Consider the following 25,428-nt stretch of genomic DNA (forward strand, 5'->3'; position numbering starts at 1 on the left):
GCAACATCGGTATGTTGCAAATGTGAAACCTCCATGACTAGCTCTCTTTTTTGTTGGGGGGATGGTTCGTTATGCCGTATTTCTGCATTTTGCGCCAGAGCGTTGTCCGGCTGATGCCCAGTTGGGAGGCGGTGAGCGTGACATTGCCGTTGCATTGTTGCCAGACGGCGAGGATAGCCTCCGCTTCGGTCTGCTTGTGTTGCTCTTTCAGCGGTTTGCTGGATGGTGCTGGTATGTTGTTGAGTTGAGGTATCTCTTGCATGTGTGTTGGAGACACAAGCGAAGGGCGGGTGTGTGGCATAGGTAGATCATCAACAGTAATCAGCGTCTTTGTTGTCAGATAGCTTGCGCGTTCCAACATATTTTCCAGTTCGCGGATATTGCCGGGCCAGTGGTAGCTGGATAGTTGAGTAAGGGCGTCGTCGGAGATGCTCAGGGGATGGCCCAGGATGCGGCTCTGGCGCTGTAAGAAATAGCGGACCAGCAAAGGGATATCTTCGCGACGTTCCCGTAGTGCGGGAATCTCGATGGTCAGCACATTGAGGCGATAGTAGAGATCGGAGCGAAAGTTGCCCTGCAAGGCTTCGGCGTGGAGATCCTTGTGGCTCGCGGCGATGATGCGCACATCGACTGCGATCACGCGCTGGCCGCCGAGACGAACGATAGTGCGCGTCTCGATAGCACGTAGCAAGCTTGCCTGGAGATCGAGCGGCATATCGCCAATCTCGTCTAGAAAGAGCGTGCCGCCGTGCGCCTGCTCGAACTTTCCGGGCCGCCCCTGCCGATCAGCGCCGGTAAACGCACCACCTTCGTAGCCGAACAGTTCGGTTGTAATCAGCTCCCTGGGGATGGCGGCGCAGTTGATTGCTACGAACGGGCCATTGGCGCGCGTGCTGGCGTTATGGATGCTCTGTGCGAAAATCTCTTTGCCCGTTCCCGTCTCTCCATGCAATAGCACAGTCGAGTTGCTGCCGGCGGCAAGTCTGGCACGGCGAAGCGCTTCTTTGACGGCAGGACTTTCGCCCACCACATTTGCAAATGTTAGCCGTGCGTGCGCTCCCGTCATGCGATGAACCAGCTTTTGCACCCGCTCGATACTGCGTAGAATCAGGACAAAGCCATCGGTTGTCACGGGTTCCGGCATAATCAGATTGGCCGAATTGACAATCGCCTCTATTTCGGTCTCGCTTTGAGCATTGGAGATAGGTTTGAGCGTGCAGAGACAGGCCACGCGGCCCTGATGGGTCTCAAAAACCAGCTCTTCATAGGAGAGTGGTTGATGGAACGAGAGCGCCTGAGCTAGCACCGGGGGCAGTGGCAGCACATCGCGCAGATGTCTACCAGTGACGCGTTCGGGCTGGAGACCAAGCATCGTGCCAGCTGGTGTGTTCATCTGTGAGACGATTCCGTCGCGGCTCAATAGCAGGATGCCCTCAGAAAGCGTCTGGAGGATGGTCTTCAGTTCGGATAAAAGATTGTTGGCATTGCTCAACCAGACCTGCATCTGGAGCTGGTTGCTGATAGCTTGTGCGGCGGCAGAGATCATGCCCAGCGTATGGGGGTGGCACTGTCCGTGATGGCCAATGACCCCCAGCACACCAACCGTCTGTCCGAACAGATCGTGAACGGGTGCAGCTGACGTATAGAAGCGATGCAATGGTGCGCAATAGTGCATAGGGCCGTCAAGCTGCATAGGGAACGACTCTTGCAGGGCGAGCGCCAGAGCGTTAGAGCCACGCTGATCCTCGCTCCATGAGGAACCGATAGAGAGGCCCAGACGCTTGAGTTCTTGTTGCAGCAAGTGATCTCCTACAATATCGACAATTGTTGCGTTTGTGTCGGCGAAGACCACGACGCACTCAGCACCCTCGGCAAATTGATGCAGGTCTTCCATCGATGGTCGCAGCAGCAAAAGCAGTTCGTGAGGGACGCTCTCTATTACTGCTGTGGGTGTGCTGGTTGTGTAGGATGCGTGGGGATCGATTTTATAAGCAGCACAACGACGCCACGATTGTAGCAGTGCTGGAGGAAGGATGCCGTTGCTTATTGTATCCTTTATCTCATCGTGCAGTATAAATTGCTTCCAGATCTCCAGATAGTTGCGCATCACACTGTGCATCGACTCTCTCCTTCAAATAGACAGGGAGATTTTTGTAGAGAGATAGCTTGTGGGTAGTATAGCACAACCAGAGCAAAGGAAGCCTTCAGTGATTGAGAACTGCTTTGCAACAATGGATCAGGTAAAATCACCTAAGCCTGCTTGCTCAATAACTGGCTCCGCAGAGAATGCTGCAGGAACGGAAGCCTGATGTTGTGACGATCAAGCTGCGCCCAGAGAAAGTGGTTGCCGTTGTTGAAGCAATTGCGCGAGAGGCCGTCGAATCCTGGGCCTCTCGCTCTTAACATTCATGTTTGCTGGTGTGCCTGGCTATAGGGAACATGCAGCGCTGGACCGAAGCGGTGTGTGATAATTGATCTCGCCTCTTCAATCATTGTGCGCACGATCTCGCCTGCCGGCTTGATATCTTTTACCAGACCAACACTTTCGCCTGCCGTTAGACACATAGCTTCAAAATCGCCAGTCGTATCAGGTGTGGGCAGGAGCGCGGAAAATTTGGGGAGTAACACATGCTCACCCCCAATGGTTGTTGCGCCTATAAATTCAGTCGATTCGGGATCATAAACTATCTCGCTCTCGCGATTGACCCACTTATTGACTACGCGATTGCGAATAACCCGCATCGGCTGATGAGGCCACTCGGGACCGAATATGGTGGTGCGAACCGTCTCCGTTGCTTCGGACTCGACGATATACCGCTTGTACTTGTCGTGTGCATATGCCTCCTGGCTGGCCACAAATCGCGTTCCGATCCAGACCGCCTCGGCTCCCAACGCAAGCGCCGCAACCATGCCTCGTCCGTCGGCGATACCGCCCGCTGCAATAACCGGAACGGGGGCGATGGCATCAACCACGGCGGGAACGAGGGTGAGTGTGCTGGCGGTGCTGCGATTGTGTCCACCAGCTTCCTTCCCCTGGACGATGACGGCATCAACGCCAGCTTGAACCGCCGCACGCGCCTCCTGGAGAGAGCTGACCTGCATCCACACCTTCACTCCTGCGGCCCTGAGACGGTGGATGAAGGCTTCGGGAGGATCGTTCCAGAAGAAGCTGACCACTGGAACGCGCTCCTCAATACAAACATCTAACTGAGCCTCTTCAGCAAATTGTGTGATAAAGTTGACGCCGAACGGTCGCGCGGTCATTGATCGCGTCGCCCGGATCAGTGCGCGTAATCCATTGGGAGGAACCAACGATGCGCCAAGTGTACCCATACCCCCGGCGTTGGAAACTGCCGCAACCAGCGCGGGCATACCAATAAAGGCCATACCAGCGGAAATAATAGGTATCTCAAAACCATACTCTGTGGTCAAATGCGTCTCGAACATATTTTGCATCTTCTATCGCCTGTGTCCTTTCTTAAAGAACCGTCTTTTGAAATGCGAGATGTATTTCTAATGGATTCACCATTTTTCTCCCACGGACTCTTCTATTGAGTGTAGCTGAAGGGAGGGGAAAGGGCATCTGTGAAATTACCTGATTGTTGATGAGAAACTTATTGAAGTGGATTAAAGAAGACCTGGTAATTCTACCGATGGGCGATGAGTGGCTGTCTAAGGACATAATCACTTATGTTCATCAAGCGGCACGGCAAGCGATTCTGTGAAGCAATTCACAGCCTTTCTCATAAAAAATAGGTATCCTTATACAGGTTGTTGGTAGAAGTTGTTGAAAAACGCACCCTCTCAGCGTTTAGTAATTTATATCCACCTATACATTTTATTCCTGCAATACTTTCATTTTTCTTATTTGCGTAGAAGATAGAGAAGACATCTTGAAAGGAAATCCCATGAAAGCCTTAAACAGTTGCGGGGAATTACATAGTATGCAGGAACTATCGGTGATTACGCGAGAGAGGAAAACAACTACAGCATCTTATGCTCGGTCCTCTTTCCCGGTTCCATTAACCTCGTTTATCGGGCGTGAGCAGGAGATTGCAACTATATGTGCGCTGCTTAGACGCCCGGAGGTTCGCTTGCTCTCTCTTGTTGGGACCGGAGGTGTGGGGAAAACGCGCCTGAGCCTTCAGGTTGCCGCCTGTCTGCGCAAAGACTTTGCCGATCAGATCTACTTTGTCTCGCTGATGGAGACGAGCAATCCCAATCTCGTCATTCCGACCATCGCCAGAACACTTGGCTTAGAAGAGGCGGGAGGCCGTCCGCTGCTTGAACACGTTCAGGCATTCCTCAAGGAGAGGCGCATGCTGCTATTGCTCGATAATTTTGAGCAGGTAGTGGAAGCGGCTCCCATGCTGGCGGACCTTTTGAGTGCTTGCCCCGACCTCAAGGTGCTGGCGACCAGCCGCGCCGTTCTGCATATCTCCGGCGAGCACACGTTTTCTGTGCCTCCGCTGGCGCTACCCGACGCTGCCTCGCAGCCCATAATGGAAGATATCGACCGCTATCCTGCCATCACGCTTTTTTCAGAGCGAGCCAGAGCAGTATTGCCTGAATTTCTTCTCAATAAGGAAAATAGCGCTGTTGTTGCCGAGATCTGTATTCATCTGGATGGTCTTCCCCTGGCTATCGAACTCGCGGCACCACGCTTGAAGGTGTTGTCGCCAACGATGCTGTTGGAGCGATTGAGCCATCGACTTCAGGTATTGACGCACGGCATGCGCGACGCCCCCACACGGCAGCAAACGCTGCTTAATACACTGGAATGGAGTTATCGCCTCCTGAATCCGAGTGAGCAGCAGCTTTTTCGCTTCCTCTCGATCTTCGTTGGTGGCTGCACATTGCCAGCGCTTGAGGAGTCCTGGGAACTGGCAGGGCATATGCAAAATGAGAGATTGCTAGAGGGCGTGACTTCTTTGCACGATAAAAGCATGCTCTATCGTGCGAATCGGGAGGCAGAGGAGCCGCGTTTGCTGTTGTTGCGAACGGTGCGTGAGTATGGGTTGCAATGTCTGACTCTCGCAGGAGAGTTGGAGCAGGCACAGTGGGCACATGCAATCTACTATCTCAGGCTGGCGGAGGAGGCGGAGCCTGAGTTAAAGGGTCCGCAGCCGCGCCCCTGGCTGGAGCGCTTGCAGCGAGAACACGATAATCTGCGGGAGGCACTCTGCTTTTTTATTGCTCAAGGTGAGACGAACAGGGGAACGGAGATGGCCCAGCGCATGGGGAAGGCGTTGGAGCGCTTCTGGATTATCGGTGGACATGTGAAAGAGGGTCGCGATCTGCTGGAACTGGCCTTGAAGAGCAAGCAAAAGGTGTCAGCCCCGATTCGTGGGTACGCTCTGTGTATTCTCTCGGCCCTGGCCCGTTATCAGGGAGATTTCCAGGCAGCTGTGGCTGCGTGCGAGGAGAGCCTGAGCATTTTTCGCGACCTGGGAGACCCTGTTGGGATCGCGGAGTCATTGTATCGCCTGGGCTTCGTCGCCTGGATGCGTGGGGACGCTGCTACAGCCCGTTCGTATTATGGAGAGAGTCTGACGGTCGCGCAAGGGGAGCAATGCCGGGATGTTCGCAGCGAGACGCTCTACTGTTTCGCAAATCTGGCCTTCTTTGAAAGAGATACCAGCCTGGCGCGTCGGTTGATCGAAGAAAGTTTGGAGCTTTCCAGGGCATTAGACGACAGCAATAACATTGCGGCGGCGCTGAGCCTGTTTGGGTGGGTTGTTCTATTACAAGGGGATGTCGCGGCTGCTCGGGCGTTGCAGGAAGAAAGTCTGATAGCCGTGAGAGCGCTGGGAAATCAGCGAGGCATCGCCCATACACTTGGCGCTTTGGCAGAGATTGCGTATGGTATGGGCGATTTTGAGCAGGCATGTACCTATTATGAAGAAAGCCTGACGATCATCCTCAAGCTCGATGACCGCTGGATACTCGCGATTTACCTGGAAGGGCTGGCGAGAGCTGATGCCGCGCTGGGTGAGATGATTCGGGCAGTGCAAATACTGAGTGCCGTCGATGTTTTACGCAGGGTCATAGGAGCTTCGATGACGGCCCCGCTTACAAAGGATGTTCGCGAACGCACGCTTGCCATGTTGCATGAGCGGTTGGGCGAACGCGCCTTTGCTGCTGCATGGGCAGAGGGGCAGACCATGTCGCCGGAGCAGGCAATTGCAGCACGCCACCGTGCGCCTCGGGTTGCGGCTCTTCCTCTGGTAGAGAAGCGACCGGCGATGAAACTGCTTCGGGAACGTAGCCTGCATGACGATCTGACGCCGCGAGAGCGCGACGTATTGCGCCTGGTTGCTCAGGGGCTAACCGATGTTCAGGTAGCAGAGCAGCTTGTCATTAGCCCGCGAACCGTCAACTTTCATCTTACCTCGATCTATCGCAAGCTTCAGATATCGTCGCGCAGTGCCGCCACCCGCTATGTGCTTGAGCATCAGCTCTTCTAAGCAAGCCAAATTGATGAGTATGTGAGAAGGGACAGGGTTTTCAGGAAAAGGACCGTTGACCAAATGACTGATCTGGTCAACGGTCCTTCTCAGCAATAGGAGTGACCAATCGATAGCGCCAGGCCAGCGCCGTTGCCTGAATGCGATCCATTACTTCCAGTCTTGCCAGAATGATACTCACTTGATTGCGCACTGTTTCCTGATCTTGCCGGGACAGCTGCTTATGACGTAAAAGTTAGATATGGCGATGAGAGAGGTTGAAGCGGAAAAGAAGGCAGGAAAGGAGTTACATTTCTCATCTCTTTTTCGTGTCATTAGCACGATCAGGCAAGAGTGCTGATCGTCTTGCTCACAATTGTTGTGAAGCTGCCCGAGGAGAAGAGAGAATGACAAGACCAATAGAGAATTCAGTGATCGTTGTGACAGGGGCGTCAAGTGGTATTGGACGCGCCACCGCTCTTGAACTGGCTCGTCGTGGGGCGAGCGTTGTACTTGCCGCTCGACGCGTGGCGCTCCTTGATGAGCTTGCTCAAGAGTGTCAGAGCGTGGGAAGCAAAGCGCTGGTGGTTCCGACAGATGTGACGGACGAAGCTGCTGTCCAGGCACTCGGTCAGCAGGCGCTTGGATACTTCGGGCGCTTTGATGCCTGGATCAATAACGCCGGGGTGATCGCCTTTGGGCGTTTTGAAGATATCCCCTCAAAGGTGTTCAATCGAGTCATCGAAACTAACTTTCTTGGATATGTCTATGGAGCCAGGGTTGCCCTACAGCAGTTCTATTCCCAGGACTACGGCATTCTGATCAACAACGCTTCCGTCGATAGTCAGCTCGCAGCCCCCTATCTGACAGCATACAGTGCGGCCAAGTTCGCCGTTCGTGGCTTCTCAGAAAGTCTGCGCGAAGAGGTGGAGACGCTCGACAAAAAAGATATTCATATCTGCACCGTCAAACCCGCTACCATCGATACACCGCTGTTCCAGCATGCCGCCAACTATACTGGTCGCGCCATCAAAGCGCTGCCACCCGTCTATGATGTCGAGACAGCGGTGAAAACGTTTGTGGGACTGGTTGAGAAGCCACAGCGCGAGGTCTTCGTTGGCACAGCCGGGCGCATGCTGGCAACTATGCACGCGATTGCTCCAGGGGCCGCTGAGCAGACTTATGCCCATCAGGTCGAGAGGGGTCATCTCTCCACTGAACAGAGCGCGCCACCAACAGAGGGAAATCTGTTTACGCCGATGCCAGAAAAGGCAACAACGAATTAACCCTTCCCCTTTTCGTAGTCGAGTGATTTATCGCGGGGATCGAACGACCAGCTCCCACCGCGATAAATCGCTCGACTACGACATTGGATTCATGCTTGAATAGATGAGCGTTCGGAACGAATCCGGGCTGGTGAGCCGAAGAAGTGGCGTAAAACGAGGCTGCCAGCGCCCCGCGCCCAGCTCTCATAGCCCAGTTGTTCCGCGATAAAGAAGCGTAAATCTTTGCCCATTTGCGAGAAGAGATGCTGCTTTATCTCCTGCTGCATCGCCTCCATCAGCACGCTATCGGTTAGCAGGTTGAGATCAGGGCTGGAGAGGATAATGCATTGTGGGTTGAAGATATTGACGAGATTGGCCAGTGAGACGCCCAATAGTGTCCCCGCACGTTGCATCGCCGCTCTTGCCGCCTCTTCACCACGTCTGGCTTGCGTGACAATTTCAAGTAGAGATGGCTCGGAGGGCGTGTTTGCAAGGTTGTAGGTCGTGATTTGCACATATTCACGGTAGTTTTCGAGAATCCCTGAAAACGATACGTAGGTTTCCAGACAGCCACGATTCCCACAATCGCAGAGGCGTCCCTCAGTCGTTACGGCGGTATGTCCAAGTTCTCCGGCCCCCCCGAAGGCTCCGCGATAGAGGTCACCATTGGTGACGATGCCCAGGCCCACGCCACGTCCAATGGCGATCACTAGAAAATGATCGTAGGGTTGCCCCTCACCGAAGAGGTTTTCATAGACGGCCAGGCAGTTTACATCGTTATCGACAAAGACCGGGATGCCAATGCGCTCCTCCAGCGGACGACTGATCTCTACGTTCTTCCAGCCCAGCAGCGCAGCATCGATGCACAGACCCCTATCGCCATCGATCATGCCGCTCATGCCAAAGCCCACGCCTATAAATTTGTCTCTGGCGATCTGGCTCTCCTGAAATAGCTCCTCGCAGCACTGCACCAGCAACTCAAGTGCGCGTGGATAGTCTCCTTGTAGGGGAATATCCCACTGGCGCGTATAAACCGGCTCGCTGCTCAAATCGAGGATGACAGCCGTTAACGATTCGGGCTGCGGGATCAGCCCAACCACAAAACCACCTTGAGGATTGATCTCTAGCAGCCCGGCACGTCGTCCTCCTGTCGATTCTGCGTATTCTTTCTCTACAATGAGGTTGCGCTCAAGCAGGGTTGCGGTAATTTTGATCACCGTCACCAGGCTCAAGCCCGACAGGGTCGCCAGCTGTGGACGCGAAATGGGTGCTTCGGTGCGAATCAAATTTAAAAGGACGCTCTGATTAATCCCCCGAATCAGGAAGCGGTCGGCCGATACGTGTTGGTGGTTCTGCATAGGTGCCAGGCCCAATCTATTTGTTAACTTAGTAATGTTATTGTAGCGAAGATGCCCCGCACTGTCAAGATTGCCTCCACTTCAGGCCAGGGCTTTCCAGTTCTCCGCTCAAAGGGGTGCAGGGTCTCCCTGCCGGGGTCTGGGGTGTCCCCAGTTTCCTTCCCTCCTTCGCGCGCCGCCTGCGACGGCGCGCAAAAGAGAAGAAAAAAGGTTTTTGCGGGGACACCCCGCACCCCGGCAGAGGGCGGCAGCCCTCTGCACTCCCGCAAGATGGGAGAATTGGAAAGCCCTGCACTTCAGGCTTCGCGTCAAATATGGCAGGGGCGATGGCTGGTCCTCGCCCGGCTCCCCCATCGGGGGCTGAAGCAGTAGGGCGAGGACCGGCCATCGCCCCTGCCATATTTGACATTATCCACAGATGTAAAGGAGTTATGTGTTGTGGTAAATGATTTCAATCGAGAATTGTTAATGGGAAAAAGATTGACATCCCCTTGTTTCTTTCTTATACTAAACTTAGTTAATTTACTTTCATTGATGGCAGTGAAGGCTGAGAGACCGTGTGTGTCCCTCGCCTCTATGATCCACAGGAGGATGACATCCTATGTCTTCCAGCGAAGTATTTGATATGCACTCTTTTGATCGATTTTTCAATAGGCGTCAATTCGTCAAACTTGCGGGAGGAGCAACGTTGAGCCTCTCCGCACTTCTGGCAGCGTGTGGTGGCTCGAGCAGCACCAGCGGTGGCGGTGGTAGCGCTGGCAAAAGTGCGTCAATCCATTTCCTTTCTGTACAAAACGCAACTCAGCCCTGGCCGACGATCCTTAGTACCATCACTGCGGAGTATGCGAAAAAGCATGCGGGTACGACATTCACCGTTGATTATGTGCCACAAAACAACTTGAACCAGAAAGTGCAGTTGTTGGCGGCACAGGGAGCGCTGCCCGTCCTCTACAATACGCCGCCCCCTGATACTATGTCGCAACTGATCAAGAACGGCGAGGGGCTGGACCTTGAGGCGACGCTGCAACAACTCGGCGTACTCGATCAGATTACCCCGGCTGCCTCCACCATTGTCAAAAAGCTTTTCAACGGCAAGCTCGTCTCGTTGCCATTCGAGCTAAATATCGAGGGCTTCTGGTATAACAAGCAGATTTTCAGCCAGAACGGACTCAAGCCGCCCACAACCTGGGACGAGTTGGTACAGATCGCTGCCAAATTGCAGACGAAGGGCATTCAGCCGTTTGCTGCCTCCGGTATTCAGGGCTGGCCTCTCACGCGCTTGATCGGCAATTACCTCTACCGCAAGCTCGGTCCTACAGCTCTTGAGGATGTCCAGAGTGGGAAAGCCAAACTAACCGATGCCGCATATGTGGATGCTGCGCAACAGGTAGCGAACCTGGGCAAGCAGGGCTATTTTGGCAAGGGCGTAGCAACGCTTGACTATACTCCCGCTCTGGATCTGTTCATACAGGGCAAGACCGCAATGATCTACATGGGAAGTTGGGCGCTCGCCGATTTCAACAATCCCAAAGAAACGACCATCGGTTCCGACAATATCGACTACTTCCCCTTCCCGAACGTCACTGGCGGCGTGGGTAACGCGGATCAGACGCCGATGAATGCCGGTCAGACAACATCGGTGAACAAGGCGAAGTACGACGATGCGTTTGGGCAGTGGCTCGCGTATATGGTGCAGAACTATGGTGATCTGGCGCTGCAAAAGCAGGGAGCGGTAACGGGCTTCACCGTGCATAACAAACCTGCCAGCCTGCCCACGCTGACGACGCTGGTAGTTGATCGCATCGCTAAGATTACCCAGCCCGTTCTCTGGTTTGAGGCGTTATTCTCGACCAAAGCCACGAATGTCTCGCAACAGGACGCCACGCCTCTCGTGACGAGTGCTATGTCTCCGGCAAACTTTATGGCGGCGGTTCAGCAAGCACTTTAATATAGCCTTGCTGTCTGGCATCTCTGCATCAATAATTGGTGCAATCGCGATATCTTGGGGTCGCCGTATATGGTAGGGGCGATGGCTGGTCCTCGCCTGGTATCCTCATCGTGTGGCATGGGAGGCGGGCGAGGACCAGCCATCGCCCCTACCATATACGGCTGCTGCCCCCGTCTCTGTTGGGAGGATATGGATGAAGACACTTTTAAGCAATTGGAAAGCGACGCTGGTGTTTGTCGGCCCGGCGCTGCTGGTGTATACCTTCGTTGTGCTGGGGCCGGTGGTCTGGTCGCTCGGTTATACACTCTTTGAGGGCAATGTGCTTGCCGGGTTTCAGTTCGTCGGCCTGCACAATTTTGTGTTGCTGGTCGCTGATCAACAGTTCTGGCAAGCGTTGCTCTTTACGGTGAAATATGCGCTCACCGTCACGATTGGTCAGGTAGGCATCGGCCTGCTGCTGGCCCTGCTGTATTTCTTTGCCCTGCGCAAGTCATCAGGCATCATCCGTACGCTGGTCTTCTTCCCGGTTGTGCTGCCGACCGTCGCGGTGGCACAGCTGTTCTCGAAGCTGGTCGAGATCTCGCCACAGTATGGACTGCTGAACTCGGTTCTGGCGACGGCCCATCTCGACTCATGGGTGCAGCCCTGGCTGGGACAGGGCGGGACGGCCTTCTGGGTGATTGTGACGATGGATATCTGGCGCTCAATGGGCTTTTATGCAGTTCTGCTCTTTGCCGGCCTCGTCGATCTGCCTGGCGAACTGATCGAGGCGGCGCGCATCGACGGCGCTTCGGGAGGGCGATTGGTGCGCAATATCGTGTTGCCACAGTTGCAGCCGATTCTCTTCTCGTCGCTGATCTTCAGCATTAATGGCACACTCAAGGTGTTCGATAGCATTCTCGCGCTTACCAATGGTGGACCGGGGCAGGCCACAACGCCGCTGACGCTGTATATGTTCAATACGGCCTTTTCAAATGGCGAGTACGGCTATGGCAGCACGATTGCAACGGCTCTGGCTATTCTGAGCTTGCTTGTTACCCTACTGATCTTCGGGTCTGCGCGCCGCGATGTGGCCTAGAAAAGAGAGATGTTGATCTATGCTTTCTACTCCAACCAACCTTCGTCACGAAGCGGAGGCAGTTGTGTCCAGGCCGCATAAGTGGAGGAGGCAATCAGCAGAGCACCTGTTGAAGCGGCTTGCGATCTTGCTTGCCATTGTGGTGCTGCTTATCATTGAAGTGGGGCCGCTGGTCTGGCTGCTGCTCTCATCGTTTAAGGCGGATACCGAGTTTACGTCGAAGCCGCTCTGGGCACTTCCTGCTGGCCTCGATTGGCAGAATTACAGCGATGCCCTGATTACGGGCAATATCGGCACCTATTTTCTCAATAGCATGCTGGCCGTGTTTCCTTCGCTGGCACTGATCCTGATCTTCGGATTGGCCGCTGGCTTTGCGCTGGAAGTGATGGTCTGGAAGGGCCGTAATTCGGTGCTGCTGGTGTTTCTGGCGGGTATTCTGGTGCCGGTGCAAATCGTGTTGTTGCCGCTCTTTACGATCTACTTCCATACCCAACTCATCGATACACGCTGGGCGCTGATTATTACCTACACCGGCTTTGGCCTGCCCCTGACGGTGTTTTTGATGGCGACCTACTTCAAGGCTATTCCGCATGAACTGATCGAGGCGGCGGTCATCGATGGGGCCAATATCTATCAAATTTTCTGGCGTGTAGCTACGCCGATGGTGGCAAACGGGCTGGTCACGGTCGCGCTGGTTCAGTTCTTTTTTCTCTGGAACGACCTGTTGTTCTCCCTGACCTTTATCAGCAGTGAAGGGCTGCGAACCATTCAGACAGGCCTGTTGAACTTCACCGGAGAGCATGGGCAAATTCAATGGGGGCCAACGTTTGCCGCAACCTGTCTGGCCGTCTTCCCGACCCTGATCCTGTATCTGGTTCTCAATCAGCGCGTGATTAAGGGGCTGACGGCAGGCTCTCTCAAGGGCTAAATACATGGCCGGTAAATTCCATATATCAGGAGCTATCATGTCATATCAGGAACCAGAAACGCTTTCTCAGGAGATCCAGTCGGAAAGGCCAACGATTGCGATTACCTCTCTTCGTTTTGAGTATTTTCACTATAATACGGATGCGCTCGGTATCGGCACGGCGCGACCGCGTGTGTCGTGGATTGTTGAAGCTGCGAGCGCCAACTGGTATCAGACCGCTTACGAGATGGAGCTATACGATGCAGCTGGCGTTGTGTGCGGTCGCACCGGGCGGGTGTCGTCCGAACAGTCCGTCTTTGTAGAGTGGCCGTTTGAGCCGCTTCATGCGCGTGAACGTGTCTCGATCCGTGTGCGTGTGTGGGGAACCGATGAGCAGCCCTCCCAGTGGAGCAATATGGCTGCGGTTGAGGTCGGGCTGCTCCATCCCGACGATTGGATCGCGCAGTTTGTGACGCCTGCATGGGAGGCGGATGTGAAGCCATCACCACTGTTGCGGCGCGAGTTTGAGGTGTCGGAGGGGGTGAGTCGGGCGCGGCTGTATATCACGTCGCTTGGCGTCTATGAGGCACAGATCAACGGGCAGGTTGTTGGCGATCACGTCCTGGCTCCTGGCTGGACCGTCTATCCATCGCGCCTGCTCTATCAGACGTTCGATGTGACTGATCTATTGCAGCCGGGCCGCAACGCAATCGGTGCGCTTCTGGCTGATGGCTGGTATCGTGGACGCCTGGGCTTTGGTGATGGCCAGCGCAATATTTATGGGGATCGATTGGCGCTTCTGGCTCAATTAGAGATCACATATGAGGATGGCCGCAGTGAGCGTATCGTCACAGATCAGCACTGGCGCGCGGCAACTGGTCCCATTCTTGACAGCAGCCTCTACGATGGCGAGACCTATGATGCACGTTTGGAGCGTTCGGGCTGGTCGGCTCCTGGCTATGATGATTGCGAGTGGGCGGCGGTTCAGTCAATCGAGCAAGACCTGACAACGCTTGCCGCGCCGATCGGTCCACCTGTACGTCACACAGGGGAACTATCTCCGGTTGCCATTATCACGTCACCGTCCGGGCGCACCATTCTGGATTTTGGGCAGAATCTCGTGGGCCGTTTGCGCCTGATCGTGCGTGGTGAAGCGGGACAAAAGATCACGCTCCGACATGCCGAAGTTCTCGAAAATGGTGAACTGGGGACGCGTCCGTTGCGAACCGCGAAAGCAACCGATCAATATGTATTACGTGGAGAGGGCGAGGAGACCTGGGAGCCGCGCTTTACCTTTCACGGCTTTCGTTATGCCGAGGTCGAGGGTTGGCCGGGTGAACTGAACTGTGCTGATATCGTGGCGGTGGTCTGTCACTCGGATATGGAGCGGACCGGCTGGTTTGAGTGTTCCGATCCCCTGCTCAGTCACTTGCACGAAAACGTGGTGTGGAGCATGCGCGGCAACTTTTTCAGCATCCCCACCGATTGTCCACAGCGCGACGAGCGGCTGGGCTGGACTGGCGATATTCAGGTCTTCGCGCCCGCTGCCAGCTTCCTCTACGATACGGCGGGCTTTCTCGCCTCGTGGCTGCGCGATCTGGAGGCTGAGCAGAAGGCATCTGGCATGGTTCCCTACGTCGTGCCTAACATTCTCCCGCACGATCTCCCCGACGATATCGGCGGCAAAACGGTTCCGACCGCTGCCTGGGGCGATGCGGCTGTGCTGGTCCCCTGGACGCTCTATCAGCGTTACGGCAACATGAGCGTACTGGAGACGCAATTCGAGAGCATGCGCGCCTGGGTTGATTTGCTAACCACACTGACGGGTGAGCGTCTGCTCTGGGATAGCGGCTTCCAGTTTGGCGACTGGCTTGATCCGAGCGCACCAACCGACAATCCATCGGTGACGCGAACCGATCCCGCCATTGTCGCCACCGCGTATTTTGCCCGCTCAGCGGAAATCCTGGGCCGGGCTGCAGAGGTGCTTGGGCGAGACGAAGACGCCGTACGATATCTGGCCCTTGCTGCTCGTATACGCGATGCCTTTGACGCCGAATATGTTACTGATGCAGGCCGCGTTCTGAGCGATTCTGAGACGGCCTATGCACTGATGCTGCAATTTGATCTGCTGAAACGTGAGGAGCAACGCAGGCACGCGGGACAACAACTGGCGCAGCTGGTGCGGCAAAGCGGCTATCACATCAATACGGGTTTTGTGGGAACGCCCCTGATTTGCGATGCGCTCTGTGCGGTAGGCGAATACGAGGTGGCTTATCGCCTTCTCATGCAGCGCGAGTGCCCCTCGTGGCTCTATGCGGTGACGATGGGTGCGACAACCATCTGGGAGCGCTGGGATAGTATGTTGCCAGATGGCTCGATCAATCCTGGCGATATGACCTCATTCAACCACTATGCGTTCGGAGCCGTCGCGGACTGGTTGCATCGCGTCGTGGCCGGGCTTGCTCCTGCGGAACCTGGCTATCGTCGCCTGACCATCGCGCCACATCCAGGCGGCAACCTGACCCATGCACGAGCGTCCTTGCGCACACTCTATGGACTGGCCGAGTCCGCGTGGGTTATCGAGAACGGCGAGATCACGCTCAAAGTGACGGTCCCGCCCAACACAACTGCCAGCGTCATTGTACCAGGGAGGTCACAAGAAGCTATCGTCGTTGGCTCAGGCATGCACGTCTGGTCCGTGCCCTATTCCAGTGAGAAACGGGGCGAAGCGTGAGTGCTGGTGATCTTCTAATCACAGGTCTCAACGTGTTTCCTCGGCATCCGCTCGAAAGCGGGTGCCGATCTGCTCCATCGCTACTCAAGCGATTCGATGATCTGAAGGTGTATCTGGTGGAGAGCATAGGCCCGAAAGGGTGTGTTTCTCTTCAAGCCAAACGTGATAGCTGCAAGGGAGATACCCATATTGGCGGCATCGATGAGGTCGCGCATGTCACGCCCTGGCACAAGATACTCTCTGGCTACAGCAAGCACGAGATCCTGACAGGTTGGTATGAGCTGAAAATAGGCTCTGTCGCCCTCCGAAACCAGGCTCGGATCGGGCGTCTCTTTCAGCAGTTCCGCACGCCTTTGTTCGGCGCGACCTCGTGCTATCAGGTGGGCGAGTCGGCGCTCTTCCTCTTCATCCAGCCGGGGGAACCGCGCGTTTTGTTGTTCCATCTTACGAATGATTTGCTCGTTCTTCTCGGCTGGTTGTTTCTCGGTGGAGAGCCAGGCGTCGAGATTCACTCCCATTAACCGCAGCAGTTGTACGGCTATCCCATCTTTTTCTTGTATCACCGCTTGCAGGATATGTTCAGGGGTGATAGCCTCCTCCCCCTGTTTCCTCGCTTTTCTCCCTGCCATTTTCAGAATAGTTTGTGAGCGGGGAGTAAAAGGGGCGCCTGCACGTGGATCAGGCTCATTTTTTCCGACGATTGAGAGAATTTCTGCCCGGCTTCGTGAGAGCGTGGCACCCTGTTCGATCAGGGGAGCTGCCACGCTTCCTTCACTGAGAATGCCGAGCAAAAGGTGTTCTGTTCCGATATAGTGGTGATTAAAAGAAAGTGCTTCTTCTTTCGCCAGATCGAGAATTCGTTGCCCTTGCTCGGTATAGACTGTAATTGGTTCATCCGTCAATTCAGACATCAAAGTAAGACTCCTTTCTTTGGCTTCTATCAGGGCTGCATGGCGCAAGGCACGCAGTTGCAATACCCGCACATGGCCCACCTGTAGGCCTAATTCCTGCCCCACCTCGGCAGTGCTGTATCCCTGGAAGTATCGCAGAATGAGCACCCGCCGTTCCCGTTCTGGTAACAGGTGGAGCAGATGGGAAACATATTTGCGGGTTTGCTCATCATGCTGTGTTTCTATCGAAACCACAGCACTGTCTGCTATCTTTTCTAGAGGAAGGAAGAGGTTTTTTTGCTGCTCCTGCCAATGCTCGGCAATGGTGGTGCGGGCTGTTGCGTAGAGCCAACGGCGAACCTGCCCCACGCCCAGATCTTCTCGCAGCCAGCGAATGGCTTTGAGAAAGACCTGGCTGGTCAGGTCATCGATAACATCGGGCTGGTTGACTCGGTGAGCGATATAGCGCTGAACTGCGCTGAAATGAACTCGAAATATGTCATCCATGAGCGCACGCCGCTGCTCATCATCTTGTGGGAAAGAATCTCCCATAGCCGCTTACCGTTCTCCCTCATCATAGCGTTTTCTACTCTAGAGAACGCCCTCGCGTTACAGAATCTCTCTCCCCATTTCCCGGATATAGATGACAAATTTCAAGTGACAGATATTGATTTTTGTCATTTGATAGATTATACTCCTCTCAATGCACTCAGGATGAACATCCTTTTCACAGGAAATTGTTAAAATGTATGATATAGAGGAGTTGAGAATATGATTGCACGTTCGCTTGGAACTCATGGCCCTCGCGTATCGGCTATTGGTCTGGGCTGCGCGGGCATGTCTGACGAACCGGCAGATGAGGCTGAAAGCATCGCGACGATCCAGACTGCCATCGAGAGTGGTGTCACTCTGCTTGATACAGCCGATTTCTACGGGATGGGACACAACCACTTGCTGCTACGCGAGGCTCTGCGGGGCCACACGCGCGAGCAGGTTGTGATTAGTGATAAGTTCGGAGGATTACGTGATCCCGAAGGCCGCTTTGTTGGCATCGATGGTCGTCCTGCCTCGGTCAAGAACTTTCTTACCTACACTTTGCGTCGGCTTGGCACCGATTACATTGATATCTATCGCCCGGCTCGTCTTGATTCGACTGTGCCTGTTGAAGATACTATCGGTGCTATCGCAGACATGGTGAAGGCCGGGTATGTTCGCTTTATTGGCCTCTCCGAGGTTGGGGTCACTACAATACGGCGCGCGCAGGCGGTCCATCCTATTTCCGACGTACAGCTCGAATACTCGCTGTTCTCGCGCGGCATCGAGGCCGCTATTCTCCCTACCTGTCGCGAGCTAGGCATCGGGATCACTGCGTATGGAGTGCTGTCACACGGCCTTCTCAGCGGGCAGTGGTCGAAAGAGCGCCCACATGAGCCCGGCAGTTTCGCTAGTTTCAGCCCGCGCTTCAACGGAGCCAACCTCGATCACAACCTCGCTCTTGTCGAGGCTTTGCGCTCGCTTGCAGAGGAGAAGGGGGCCGCCGTCTCACAGATGGCTATTGCCTGGGTGCTGGCTCGTGGAGAGAATATTGTGCCGCTGGTCGGAACACGTCGGCGCGAGAGCCTCGGCGAGTCTTTAAAGGCTCTCAACCTGCAACTGACAGCCGATGATGTGGCCCGGATTGAGCAGGCCGTCCCGAAAGGCACAGTTGCGGGCGAACGGTATCCCGCGCCACTGATGGCCCTGCTCGATAGTGAACAAGATCGAGAGCAGAGCTGATGACTGACGAAACACTCACGCGCGAACGTATTCTCGAAGCAGCGGAGGAGGTTCTCCGCCGCTTCGGACTTGCCAAAACGACTGTTGTTGATGTTGCCCGTGCTCTGGGGGTGAGTCACGGCAGCATCTACCGGCACTTTCCGAGCAAAGCAGCACTCCAGGATGCTGTTGCTGATCGCTGGCTGGCAAGAAAGTTGATGCCGCTTGCCACAATAGCGAACGAGGATGGGCCAGCCACGGAGCGTTTGCGGCGTTGGCTCAACCTTTTGCGTTCCAGGGCACGAAAAGATGTGCTTGACGACCCAGAGTTATTCGCGACGCACAAGGAGCTTGCGGGCGCAGCAAGAGATGTTGTCAGGGTACACATCGATCACCTCGTCGAGCAAATCGCCCATATCATTTGCGACGGGGTTGCTCAGGGTGAGTTTGCCACCAATGATCCTTTTGTTTCCGCTCGTGCGGTGTTTGCTGCAACGACCCTCTTCCACGACCCTGCCCATGTCGCCGTGTGGTCTGATCCTGGCATCGATGCCGCGTTTAACGGCGTCTGGTCCCTGATTCTCGTTGGCCTGAGTCCGCGCACCATTGCACAGGCATGAACGGAAAACGAGCGATGTTTGCGTAAAAACTCTACATGGAATTGATCGCGTCTGTAGCATCTTTCAGGCTCACACCGTAGAGTTGGCGGTAGAGCTTGATAGCCTGTATTTTGTTGCCTGCCAGTAGCGCTTGACGAATAGCAACCATCTCTGGCCGCTCCTGTAGTGAGATTGGCTCCATGTGGAAATTGTCCGGGTCATTGCGCAACTCACGCAAGATGTCCTGTACATGCCTGACTTGATCGATATGCGTCTGCGAACTCGTCATTGTCATAAGCAACTGCTGCGTGAGCCTCTCGATCCGATACATCCTGGCTTCCAGCGAGGTGATACGCCTGACTATTTCCTGTTCGTCCATAGCAATGATGTCCTTTTCTGCCCTGGGTCATGTGGGTGTCATATTCACGTGATGATGGGAATTAATCAAATAATCGTGCTCTATATGGTTCGTAGTGGAGCGATTGATCGCGTTGGTGGAAGCGCCTGTGATGCCGCCCCAACGCGATCAATCGCTCCACTACGAAGGGAGGGGGATTTCGTTCATGTTCGTAATCTTGCCCGTGCAATTCGATCTATGAGCCACCAGCCATTTATTTAATGATTCAAAATTGGCGAAATCCGATATGCTTCGGGCACCTCGTCTTCTGATACGTCCTCTAATAAATCGGTGGCGGGAACGCTTAATACTTTAGCGATGCGATTAATGGTAGAGATTGATGCATCATGATAGGGGTTACGCCAAATTTTCTGCACCGTTTTATATGAAATATCAGAAAGCCTCGAAAGCTTCGCCATTCCTACATTCTTCTCTTGAGCAACCTCTTTCACACGTAATCGCAACAAGTTCATACCTCAATGTTTATTAGATGCAATTTATACTACTACAGCTCGCTTGTTGACGTAAGATAGTCTGTAATGGTACTCTTTAAGGAGTGGTCTTTAAAACCAATTCGGCAAGAAATAAGGAGAACAAAAATTGAGGCAACCATACAAACCTGTTATTCCGATGATGGCGATTCGGGCGACTGCGGATGAAATGATCGCGTTGGGGTGGGTGATTACTCATTATTTGCAGTATCTTGAACGGAGCGCGCAGAAAACGCAGGAGCATCGCGAGTTGATCGGGCTGTTGCGCAGTTTTCAGGCGAGAGTGGTCAAGCAAGGGGCGTTTCAGAGGGAGGGACAGCAATGAGCGAGGAACGACAAGCGCCCAGGAAGCCGACCTATCGGGAGTTGTGGTACGATGTGGGAGGAACGCTGCTCGATATCTGGGAGGGAACAACCCAGCTAGATGCTGAAAGCCTCTGTGGTCTCTGGAATCATCTGCCAGTGCCACGCTATATGGCTGAGCGAGCCATGTACGAATATAACCAGCTTTTCAAGACCAGCTATACTCTCGATCAGGCTGATATCCCTACGTTAGAGGCTCTTGGCTATGGACGACAGTTTCATGTGCATGAGGGCGAGGGAACGCTGGGAGTCAGTTGGACGTGGGTGAAGCTCTGAAACAAGAAAGCACCCGACTTATTCTCTATGCCGGGTGCCTGATTGATGGTTTTCTTACTTAATAGGATCAGAGGCACGTATCAGGAACGGTGCGGCGATGAATCACACTATTTCGCCATGCGCATCAAAGAAGCGGCACGAGCTGCCATCAGTGCGCCATTCGCAGCGAGCATTGGCAAACTGCTGTACGCGGATGGCGTTGCCGCCCCAATCGGTGCTGTCATATTCGGCGGTCAGTGGCGGACCGATCCGTTGCCCCTGATAGACGCGTTGCGCCCAGGCTTTCGCGATCCCGCTATCATAATTGGGCGCGGTGCCTCCAAAGAGGTACGCCGTGCTTTGCCACTCCTTTTGCGCATCTGCTATCTGCCATTTGTTCGGGGTCACGGTACTTGCTCCTTTCAAAAAAGTCCACAACTCATTCCATGCAAAATTGCCGGGACAGCGTGCCCTCGACTGGGGTGCGATGCTGCTATGACCGGCAATGCCGCCGTTATTGTCAGCAGGTCTCATAGGAATACTTTGCCGTGTGCAGAGATCCTTGACCAGCCAGAACAGCGATTGTTTCTGCGCTGTCGGCATTGGCGTCGAATTATCCGTTGCAGGATCGACGTTCTCAATACTAAACGTTACCCAGTTGAGGTTCACATTGGTTGGCCAGAATGTATCATGGCCTGACTCAAGGCAACAATTGCCGCCTGCGCCATCTTGCTCGCGCACGCAGCGAACAATAACACCATCAAGACCTACGACATAATGCACACTGGTATAAGCCCCACCAGCGCCACTCTGGAACCATGAAGCGACACTTTGCGCCGTAGATCCCCCCGCTGTCTTGTGAAGTACCAACCATTTACGCTGATAACTATTGGAGTTTTTGAAGACGTAGGCGTCAGGAACAAGCATTTCAACAATGTTCAATTAGTCCCTCCTAACGTAGTATTTGATGATATTTTATAATATAATGGAGACACCAAAAATATGCTTGCCCTGGCGATGCTGTGAACATCCCAGGACGCGATGAAAAGGAGTGACCTTTCCATGAACAACATCATACCCGAAAACATCCCACAAGGACAATGCCTTCAATATGCCATGACTGATATCTCCATGAAATTTTGTAGAGGCTGTAATCGAAGCCTCCCGGCAACCCTTGAATTCTTCAGAAGCGATGGAATATCTATGATATTCATTGGAGCTATCTTTGCCTCCTTATCTATTCTGACACATCATACACTATTTATAACGCAGGAAACATACATTCGGTTGAAAATCAGGAAAAAGAAGCCCATTTGAAATTAAGATTACACATTCATCACAATTTCCTGAAAAGCCACCTGGCTTGCATCTATATTGCAGGGTTCGACGTACTAAAGATAGATGTAGAGCCATCCTTCTTGTGAAGGCTCTCGATGAAATCATTCGTTTGTTGTTCATTTGAGCTTCACCGTTCAAGAAAGAGAGAGGTGTACTACATGGGAATTGCAACACTTGTACTTGGCGCTGCGTTGAATCCTGGTGGCATTATTGCCTGGATCGTGATTGGAATCGTGGCCGGGGCGCTGGCCGACTGGGTTATTCCGGGCAAAGGTTTTGGCTTGCTTGGTAATATGGTCGTGGGCCTGATTGGAGCCTTTATCGGTGGCCTCATCTTGAACCTGCTTGTGCCTGACGCCACGTATGCGTTCTGGGGAAGCCTGGTCGTTGCCTTTATCGGCGCATGTATCGTCTTCCTCCTGGTGAATGCATTCCGCTCACGAAGGACCGTCTAACATCTCAGACCTTTTGAGCGATGGAAAAACAGCCTGCCAATCCAGCAGGCTGTTTTTTTATCGCCTTCTGGCTCTTCCCAAAAAAGAAAGAAGATGAGGAGGCCAGGGATTTTTTGTTTTGTAGATAATGATCAAAAAATATCTCATGAAAATTTCCATAGTACAGCGCTGAAGCAACCTTTTGTATATATTCTTTGATACTTTGGGATCAAAAGGGACTATTTATAGATACGATCGTCTATAATGGACACATGTGCAAGAAACAGTTCCCCAGACCTCATTCTGATAAGCATACTTCGGGCATCGGCGTTGCCAGAAATGAGTTGATCTGGTTCATTGATTCCAATGGAGATAGTGTGCTCTTCTTCGACCCAGCCTCCCAGCGATTCGCAACGTATAAACTTGCTGCCAATGCTCACCCTCACGACGGCTTACAGGTCAGTGACAATACGATCTCCTTTCCTAAGGAGTTTGAGAACGAGGCAGAGTCAGTCTTATGAATGATACGCGTAAAAATGGGAAGAGAACAACGGGAAAGTCGCTACGTCAGTTCAGATCACCAGGAGATTGGGATGTCCCCGTGACAACTTCCCTCGATCCTGTGACTGCAGATGCCGAAGATGCCGCAACGTTTGAGATACCCTCCATCGATAAAATTGTGACAAAGCGTTTGAACGGCATCGACCAGGTTGCGACTATGCAGTTACCTGCTATCGATATGCCTGGCCTGTCGTTCTCAACAGAGTTGAGAGCAATTCGTCTGGGGCTACCGTCCTTGCCTCAGGAGGTAGATGGTGACTGGGCTGATGCGGCGACCTGGATCATGCCTGCGATACCAAAATCAGCAACGACTATTGCTGGAGCGACCGCAGCGGTCGCGGAGAAGCAGGCGGCGGAGAAGAAGGAACAAACCAAGAAAGGTGCCGGGGGATATATTTCGCTCGCGGTTGAGATGGTGAAAAGCTCAGGCATCTATGCGATAAGCGCGATGATGTCTCCTCTGTCTTCTCTCATTCTGACGCCATATTTAACGCGAACTCTTTCTAAGCCCGATCTTGGTGCCTTGCTCGATCTCTATATCATTATTGATCTGATCTCAACAATAACACAATTAGGGCTGAGTTCGGCATTTTTCCGAGCTTACAATAAGGATTATGAAACACCACGAGATCGTGCTGGGGTTCTCGCGAACACTATTCTCTTGCTTGCGCTCGCCTCTCTCCCCGCTGCGATTGGTATAGTCTATATCGCACCCTTTCTGTCACAGACTTTCTTAAAAAGCACAGCATATAGCGGACCCGTTATGCTTACCGGTATCATCATCGTTGCCGAGAATCTTTCTTTCCCGGCGAGTTCCTGGTTTCAAGCGGAAAAGCGTCCGATACCTTTTACCTGCCTGTCCATTGCCGGGACCGTGCTGGGTCTGCTGATGAGTATTGTGCTGGTTGGTGTTCTCCATATGGGAGTGATTGGTGCCCTCATAGCTAAGAGCATCGGCTATTTCATTACCATTGCTTTTGCTTACCCTCAGATATTTCTCCGCCTTGTGCGTGCCGACGGGCTGGGCTTTCGCCTTGATATTGCGAAGAGCATGCTCACCTTTGGCATCCCAACCCTTTTCGGCGATATCGCCTCCTGGGTGTTGCAAGCCTCTGATAGCTGGTTGCTCACCTTGATTGGCGCAGGAATAGATCAGTCTGCGGAATATAGAGTGGCGTATGTCTTAGGTGGAGTCCTGTCTCCCGTTCTCCTTGCTCCCTGGGGGCTGGCCTGGCGGCCTATTATGTACTCCCTTTCTAAACGAGAGGATGCTCCTCGCATCTACGGCCTTGTGTTTCGCTGGTGGAGCACCATCTTGCTCTTTGGAGCCTTCGGACTCTCTCTGGTGAGTATCCTGGTTCTTGACATCTTCTACGACCCATCCTATCGCGTAGGTGCAGCAATTATTCCGCTGATCACCTTATCCACTATGCTCCAGGGCATCTGGTATATGTTTATGATTGGCGTGAATATTCGCCGCAAAACAGGATTGGAGTTCATGTATATGGTGATTTCGGCAAGCATAAACTTGATCTGCAATCTGATCCTGATTCCACGTTATGGAGAAATGGGGGCAGCGGTATCAACACTGATTGCTTATGTAGTACTTGCCACAGTATCGTATATCGTAAATCGACGTATTTATCCTATTGACTTTGGGATTGGCTCTTTCTTGCTCAAGCTGTTTATTGGAATCGCTCTCTATCTGGGAGGGAGATTCCTGGTCCAGGGCCACAATGAGGTGGGAAACTGGCTCATCATTCTTCTCACTCTTCTGCTTTACGGCATCCTTCTACTTGCTCTGGGTGGGCTGACGCCTAAGAAAATTATGGGGCTGGTGGGATTTGTACAGCATGCTCTCAGGAAGGAGCCGAACAAAGCCAGCGTATAGGCATAGGGGTATTTCTGTGTTGTGTAGGTTGGCTTGACGTCAATCACTGGTACTGCGTGGAGCGCTCCATCAAAAGAGCAGGGCTTTCCTGGCCCCTGTCATGTGACTTGATGTTTAGATCTGTTGGTCCATCTATGATAGAATACGGGAACAATAACCATAGAGAGGAAGATATGATGGAGACCACAGGCATGCGAGAGCGTTTAGACGAGGCTATCCGGTTGCGCGAGGAGGGGCGTGCAAAGCAGGATCAGGCTATTCTGGGGCAGGCGCGAACTCTCCTTTTAGAACTGGGGAAAGTTTACCCTGACAATTCCGAGATTACCTTTCAGCTTGCGGTTGCGCATGACAACCTGGGGCTTGAGCATGAGTCTATCCCCTATTATCTACGCGCACTGGCTCAAGGTCTTACCGGGCCGGACCTGGAAAGAGCCTATCTGGGCCTGGGCAGCACCTATCGTGGATTGGGAGAATATGAGAAGGCGGAGGAAACCCTGCGGCGAGGCGTCAAAGATTTTCCTCATAACCGCGCACTTCAGATCTTTCTGGCGATGACCCTGTACAATCGTCAGCAGTACAAAGAAGCGATGGAGCTGGCTTTGATGAACTTGTTGGAAACAACCTCCGACGAAAAGCTGCAATACTTCAAACGTCCTCTTCTGTACTATGCGCAACATCTCGATGAGACAGAGTAATGATTACCGGGTTGCTGTGTGTA

Annotated in this window: 21 protein-coding genes; 13 read left to right on the top strand and 8 right to left on the bottom strand. The window is 53.4% G+C overall.

Annotated features, from left to right (window positions below; all coding sequences use genetic code 11):
* Positions 1-37: 37 nt before the first annotated feature.
* Together K3T83_RS48555 and K3T83_RS48560 are read right to left on the bottom strand one after the other, a co-directional pair.
* On the bottom strand, positions 38-2,119 hold the full coding sequence (locus K3T83_RS48555; RefSeq protein ID WP_220210357.1) for a sigma-54-dependent Fis family transcriptional regulator: 2,082 nt from the start codon (positions 2,117-2,119) through the stop codon (positions 38-40).
* A 287-nt stretch (positions 2,120-2,406) separates the two neighbouring features.
* On the bottom strand, positions 2,407-3,456 hold the full coding sequence (locus K3T83_RS48560) for an NAD(P)H-dependent flavin oxidoreductase (RefSeq protein ID WP_220210358.1): 1,050 nt from the start codon (positions 3,454-3,456) through the stop codon (positions 2,407-2,409).
* Positions 3,457-3,908: 452 nt separating this feature from the next.
* Here K3T83_RS48560 and K3T83_RS48565 point away from each other — a divergent pair, with 452 nt between their 5' ends.
* Both K3T83_RS48565 and K3T83_RS48570 read left to right on the top strand, forming a co-directional pair.
* Entirely contained in the window at positions 3,909-6,467 is a 2,559-nt protein-coding gene (locus tag K3T83_RS48565) for a tetratricopeptide repeat protein (RefSeq protein ID WP_220210359.1), read from the top strand.
* 386 nt (positions 6,468-6,853) lie between these two features.
* Positions 6,854-7,732: an SDR family oxidoreductase gene (locus K3T83_RS48570; protein ID WP_220210360.1), complete on the top strand. Its 879-nt coding sequence runs from the start codon at positions 6,854-6,856 to the stop codon at positions 7,730-7,732.
* An 89-nt stretch (positions 7,733-7,821) separates the two neighbouring features.
* Here K3T83_RS48570 and K3T83_RS48575 read toward each other — a convergent pair whose 3' ends face one another.
* Both K3T83_RS48575 and K3T83_RS48580 read right to left on the bottom strand, forming a co-directional pair.
* Positions 7,822-9,069: an ROK family protein gene (locus tag K3T83_RS48575; RefSeq protein ID WP_220210361.1), complete on the bottom strand. Its 1,248-nt coding sequence runs from the start codon at positions 9,067-9,069 to the stop codon at positions 7,822-7,824.
* 64 nt (positions 9,070-9,133) lie between these two features.
* Positions 9,134-9,469 carry a hypothetical protein gene (locus K3T83_RS48580; RefSeq protein WP_220210362.1) on the bottom strand — a complete coding sequence of 112 codons (336 nt, stop codon included), beginning with the start codon at positions 9,467-9,469 and terminating at the stop codon, positions 9,134-9,136.
* Between the two features lie 201 nt (positions 9,470-9,670).
* Here K3T83_RS48580 and K3T83_RS48585 point away from each other — a divergent pair, with 201 nt between their 5' ends.
* The 4 genes from K3T83_RS48585 (at position 9,671) to K3T83_RS48600 (ending at position 15,736) form a co-directional block, all read left to right on the top strand.
* Positions 9,671-11,017: an ABC transporter substrate-binding protein gene (locus tag K3T83_RS48585; RefSeq protein ID WP_220210363.1), complete on the top strand. Its 1,347-nt coding sequence runs from the start codon at positions 9,671-9,673 to the stop codon at positions 11,015-11,017.
* 193 nt (positions 11,018-11,210) lie between these two features.
* Positions 11,211-12,095, top strand: coding sequence for a carbohydrate ABC transporter permease (locus K3T83_RS48590; RefSeq protein ID WP_220210364.1), 885 nt, complete (start codon positions 11,211-11,213; stop codon positions 12,093-12,095).
* 19 nt (positions 12,096-12,114) lie between these two features.
* Positions 12,115-13,023 (top strand): carbohydrate ABC transporter permease, encoded by a 909-nt coding sequence (locus K3T83_RS48595; RefSeq protein ID WP_220210365.1) that lies wholly within the window; start codon positions 12,115-12,117, stop codon positions 13,021-13,023.
* A 37-nt stretch (positions 13,024-13,060) separates the two neighbouring features.
* Positions 13,061-15,736 (top strand): family 78 glycoside hydrolase catalytic domain, encoded by a 2,676-nt coding sequence (locus K3T83_RS48600; RefSeq protein ID WP_220210366.1) that lies wholly within the window; start codon positions 13,061-13,063, stop codon positions 15,734-15,736.
* An 80-nt stretch (positions 15,737-15,816) separates the two neighbouring features.
* Here K3T83_RS48600 and K3T83_RS48605 read toward each other — a convergent pair whose 3' ends face one another.
* Entirely contained in the window at positions 15,817-17,178 is a 1,362-nt protein-coding gene (locus tag K3T83_RS48605; RefSeq protein WP_220210367.1) for a sigma-70 family RNA polymerase sigma factor, read from the bottom strand.
* A gap of 219 nt (positions 17,179-17,397) precedes the next feature.
* Here K3T83_RS48605 and K3T83_RS48610 point away from each other — a divergent pair, with 219 nt between their 5' ends.
* Complete coding sequence (locus K3T83_RS48610) at positions 17,398-18,402, top strand: aldo/keto reductase (protein ID WP_220210368.1); 1,005 nt, start codon at positions 17,398-17,400, stop codon at positions 18,400-18,402.
* Complete coding sequence (locus K3T83_RS48615) at positions 18,402-19,001, top strand: TetR/AcrR family transcriptional regulator (RefSeq protein ID WP_220210369.1); 600 nt, start codon at positions 18,402-18,404, stop codon at positions 18,999-19,001. The genes K3T83_RS48610 and K3T83_RS48615 overlap by 1 nt, the downstream gene beginning before the upstream one ends.
* Positions 19,002-19,032: 31 nt before the next feature.
* Here K3T83_RS48615 and K3T83_RS48620 read toward each other — a convergent pair whose 3' ends face one another.
* Both K3T83_RS48620 and K3T83_RS48625 read right to left on the bottom strand, forming a co-directional pair.
* A complete protein-coding gene (locus K3T83_RS48620) occupies positions 19,033-19,359 on the bottom strand; it encodes a hypothetical protein (protein WP_220210370.1) in 327 nt (108 codons plus the stop codon).
* 236 nt (positions 19,360-19,595) lie between these two features.
* On the bottom strand, positions 19,596-19,844 hold the full coding sequence (locus K3T83_RS48625) for a helix-turn-helix domain-containing protein (RefSeq protein WP_220210371.1): 249 nt from the start codon (positions 19,842-19,844) through the stop codon (positions 19,596-19,598).
* A gap of 133 nt (positions 19,845-19,977) precedes the next feature.
* Between K3T83_RS48625 and K3T83_RS48630 the strand changes: the two genes are divergently transcribed.
* Complete coding sequence (locus tag K3T83_RS48630; RefSeq protein ID WP_220210372.1) at positions 19,978-20,193, top strand: hypothetical protein; 216 nt, start codon at positions 19,978-19,980, stop codon at positions 20,191-20,193.
* Entirely contained in the window at positions 20,190-20,507 is a 318-nt protein-coding gene (locus K3T83_RS48635) for a hypothetical protein (RefSeq protein WP_220210373.1), read from the top strand. Before K3T83_RS48630 ends, K3T83_RS48635 begins: the two co-directional genes overlap by 4 nt.
* A gap of 102 nt (positions 20,508-20,609) precedes the next feature.
* Here the strand turns inward: K3T83_RS48635 and K3T83_RS48640 are convergent, their stop codons facing one another.
* Positions 20,610-21,428 carry an N-acetylmuramoyl-L-alanine amidase gene (locus K3T83_RS48640; RefSeq protein ID WP_220210374.1) on the bottom strand — a complete coding sequence of 273 codons (819 nt, stop codon included), beginning with the start codon at positions 21,426-21,428 and terminating at the stop codon, positions 20,610-20,612.
* 554 nt (positions 21,429-21,982) lie between these two features.
* On the opposite strand from K3T83_RS48640, the gene K3T83_RS48645 reads away from it, so the two are divergent.
* From K3T83_RS48645 to K3T83_RS48655, 3 genes are all read left to right on the top strand, one after another.
* Positions 21,983-22,279, top strand: a complete 297-nt coding sequence (locus K3T83_RS48645; protein ID WP_220210375.1) for a GlsB/YeaQ/YmgE family stress response membrane protein — start codon at positions 21,983-21,985, stop codon at positions 22,277-22,279.
* Positions 22,280-22,775: 496 nt separating this feature from the next.
* Positions 22,776-24,710, top strand: coding sequence for a lipopolysaccharide biosynthesis protein (locus K3T83_RS48650; protein WP_220210376.1), 1,935 nt, complete (start codon positions 22,776-22,778; stop codon positions 24,708-24,710).
* Positions 24,711-24,901: 191 nt separating this feature from the next.
* Positions 24,902-25,405: a tetratricopeptide repeat protein gene (locus tag K3T83_RS48655; RefSeq protein WP_220210377.1), complete on the top strand. Its 504-nt coding sequence runs from the start codon at positions 24,902-24,904 to the stop codon at positions 25,403-25,405.
* Positions 25,406-25,428 lie beyond the last annotated feature (23 nt).

The sequence above is a fragment of the Reticulibacter mediterranei genome (assembly GCF_016587455.1).

Bases quoted from the DNA above. Each gene is read 5' to 3' on its own strand.
- K3T83_RS48555 (WP_220210357.1), bottom strand. From the start codon at position 2,119: ATGCACAGTGTGATGCGCAACTATCTGGAGATCTGGAAGCAATTTATA.
- K3T83_RS48560 (WP_220210358.1), bottom strand. From the start codon at position 3,456: ATGCAAAATATGTTCGAGACGCATTTGACCACAGAGTATGGTTTTGAG.
- K3T83_RS48565 (WP_220210359.1), top strand. From the start codon at position 3,909: ATGAAAGCCTTAAACAGTTGCGGGGAATTACATAGTATGCAGGAACTA.
- K3T83_RS48570 (WP_220210360.1), top strand. From the start codon at position 6,854: ATGACAAGACCAATAGAGAATTCAGTGATCGTTGTGACAGGGGCGTCA.
- K3T83_RS48575 (WP_220210361.1), bottom strand. From the start codon at position 9,069: ATGCAGAACCACCAACACGTATCGGCCGACCGCTTCCTGATTCGGGGG.
- K3T83_RS48580 (WP_220210362.1), bottom strand. From the start codon at position 9,469: ATGGCAGGGGCGATGGCCGGTCCTCGCCCTACTGCTTCAGCCCCCGAT.
- K3T83_RS48585 (WP_220210363.1), top strand. From the start codon at position 9,671: ATGTCTTCCAGCGAAGTATTTGATATGCACTCTTTTGATCGATTTTTC.
- K3T83_RS48590 (WP_220210364.1), top strand. From the start codon at position 11,211: ATGAAGACACTTTTAAGCAATTGGAAAGCGACGCTGGTGTTTGTCGGC.
- K3T83_RS48595 (WP_220210365.1), top strand. From the start codon at position 12,115: ATGCTTTCTACTCCAACCAACCTTCGTCACGAAGCGGAGGCAGTTGTG.
- K3T83_RS48600 (WP_220210366.1), top strand. From the start codon at position 13,061: ATGTCATATCAGGAACCAGAAACGCTTTCTCAGGAGATCCAGTCGGAA.
- K3T83_RS48605 (WP_220210367.1), bottom strand. From the start codon at position 17,178: ATGGGAGATTCTTTCCCACAAGATGATGAGCAGCGGCGTGCGCTCATG.
- K3T83_RS48610 (WP_220210368.1), top strand. From the start codon at position 17,398: ATGATTGCACGTTCGCTTGGAACTCATGGCCCTCGCGTATCGGCTATT.
- K3T83_RS48615 (WP_220210369.1), top strand. From the start codon at position 18,402: ATGACTGACGAAACACTCACGCGCGAACGTATTCTCGAAGCAGCGGAG.
- K3T83_RS48620 (WP_220210370.1), bottom strand. From the start codon at position 19,359: ATGGACGAACAGGAAATAGTCAGGCGTATCACCTCGCTGGAAGCCAGG.
- K3T83_RS48635 (WP_220210373.1), top strand. From the start codon at position 20,190: ATGAGCGAGGAACGACAAGCGCCCAGGAAGCCGACCTATCGGGAGTTG.
- K3T83_RS48645 (WP_220210375.1), top strand. From the start codon at position 21,983: ATGGGAATTGCAACACTTGTACTTGGCGCTGCGTTGAATCCTGGTGGC.
- K3T83_RS48650 (WP_220210376.1), top strand. From the start codon at position 22,776: ATGAATGATACGCGTAAAAATGGGAAGAGAACAACGGGAAAGTCGCTA.
- K3T83_RS48655 (WP_220210377.1), top strand. From the start codon at position 24,902: ATGCGAGAGCGTTTAGACGAGGCTATCCGGTTGCGCGAGGAGGGGCGT.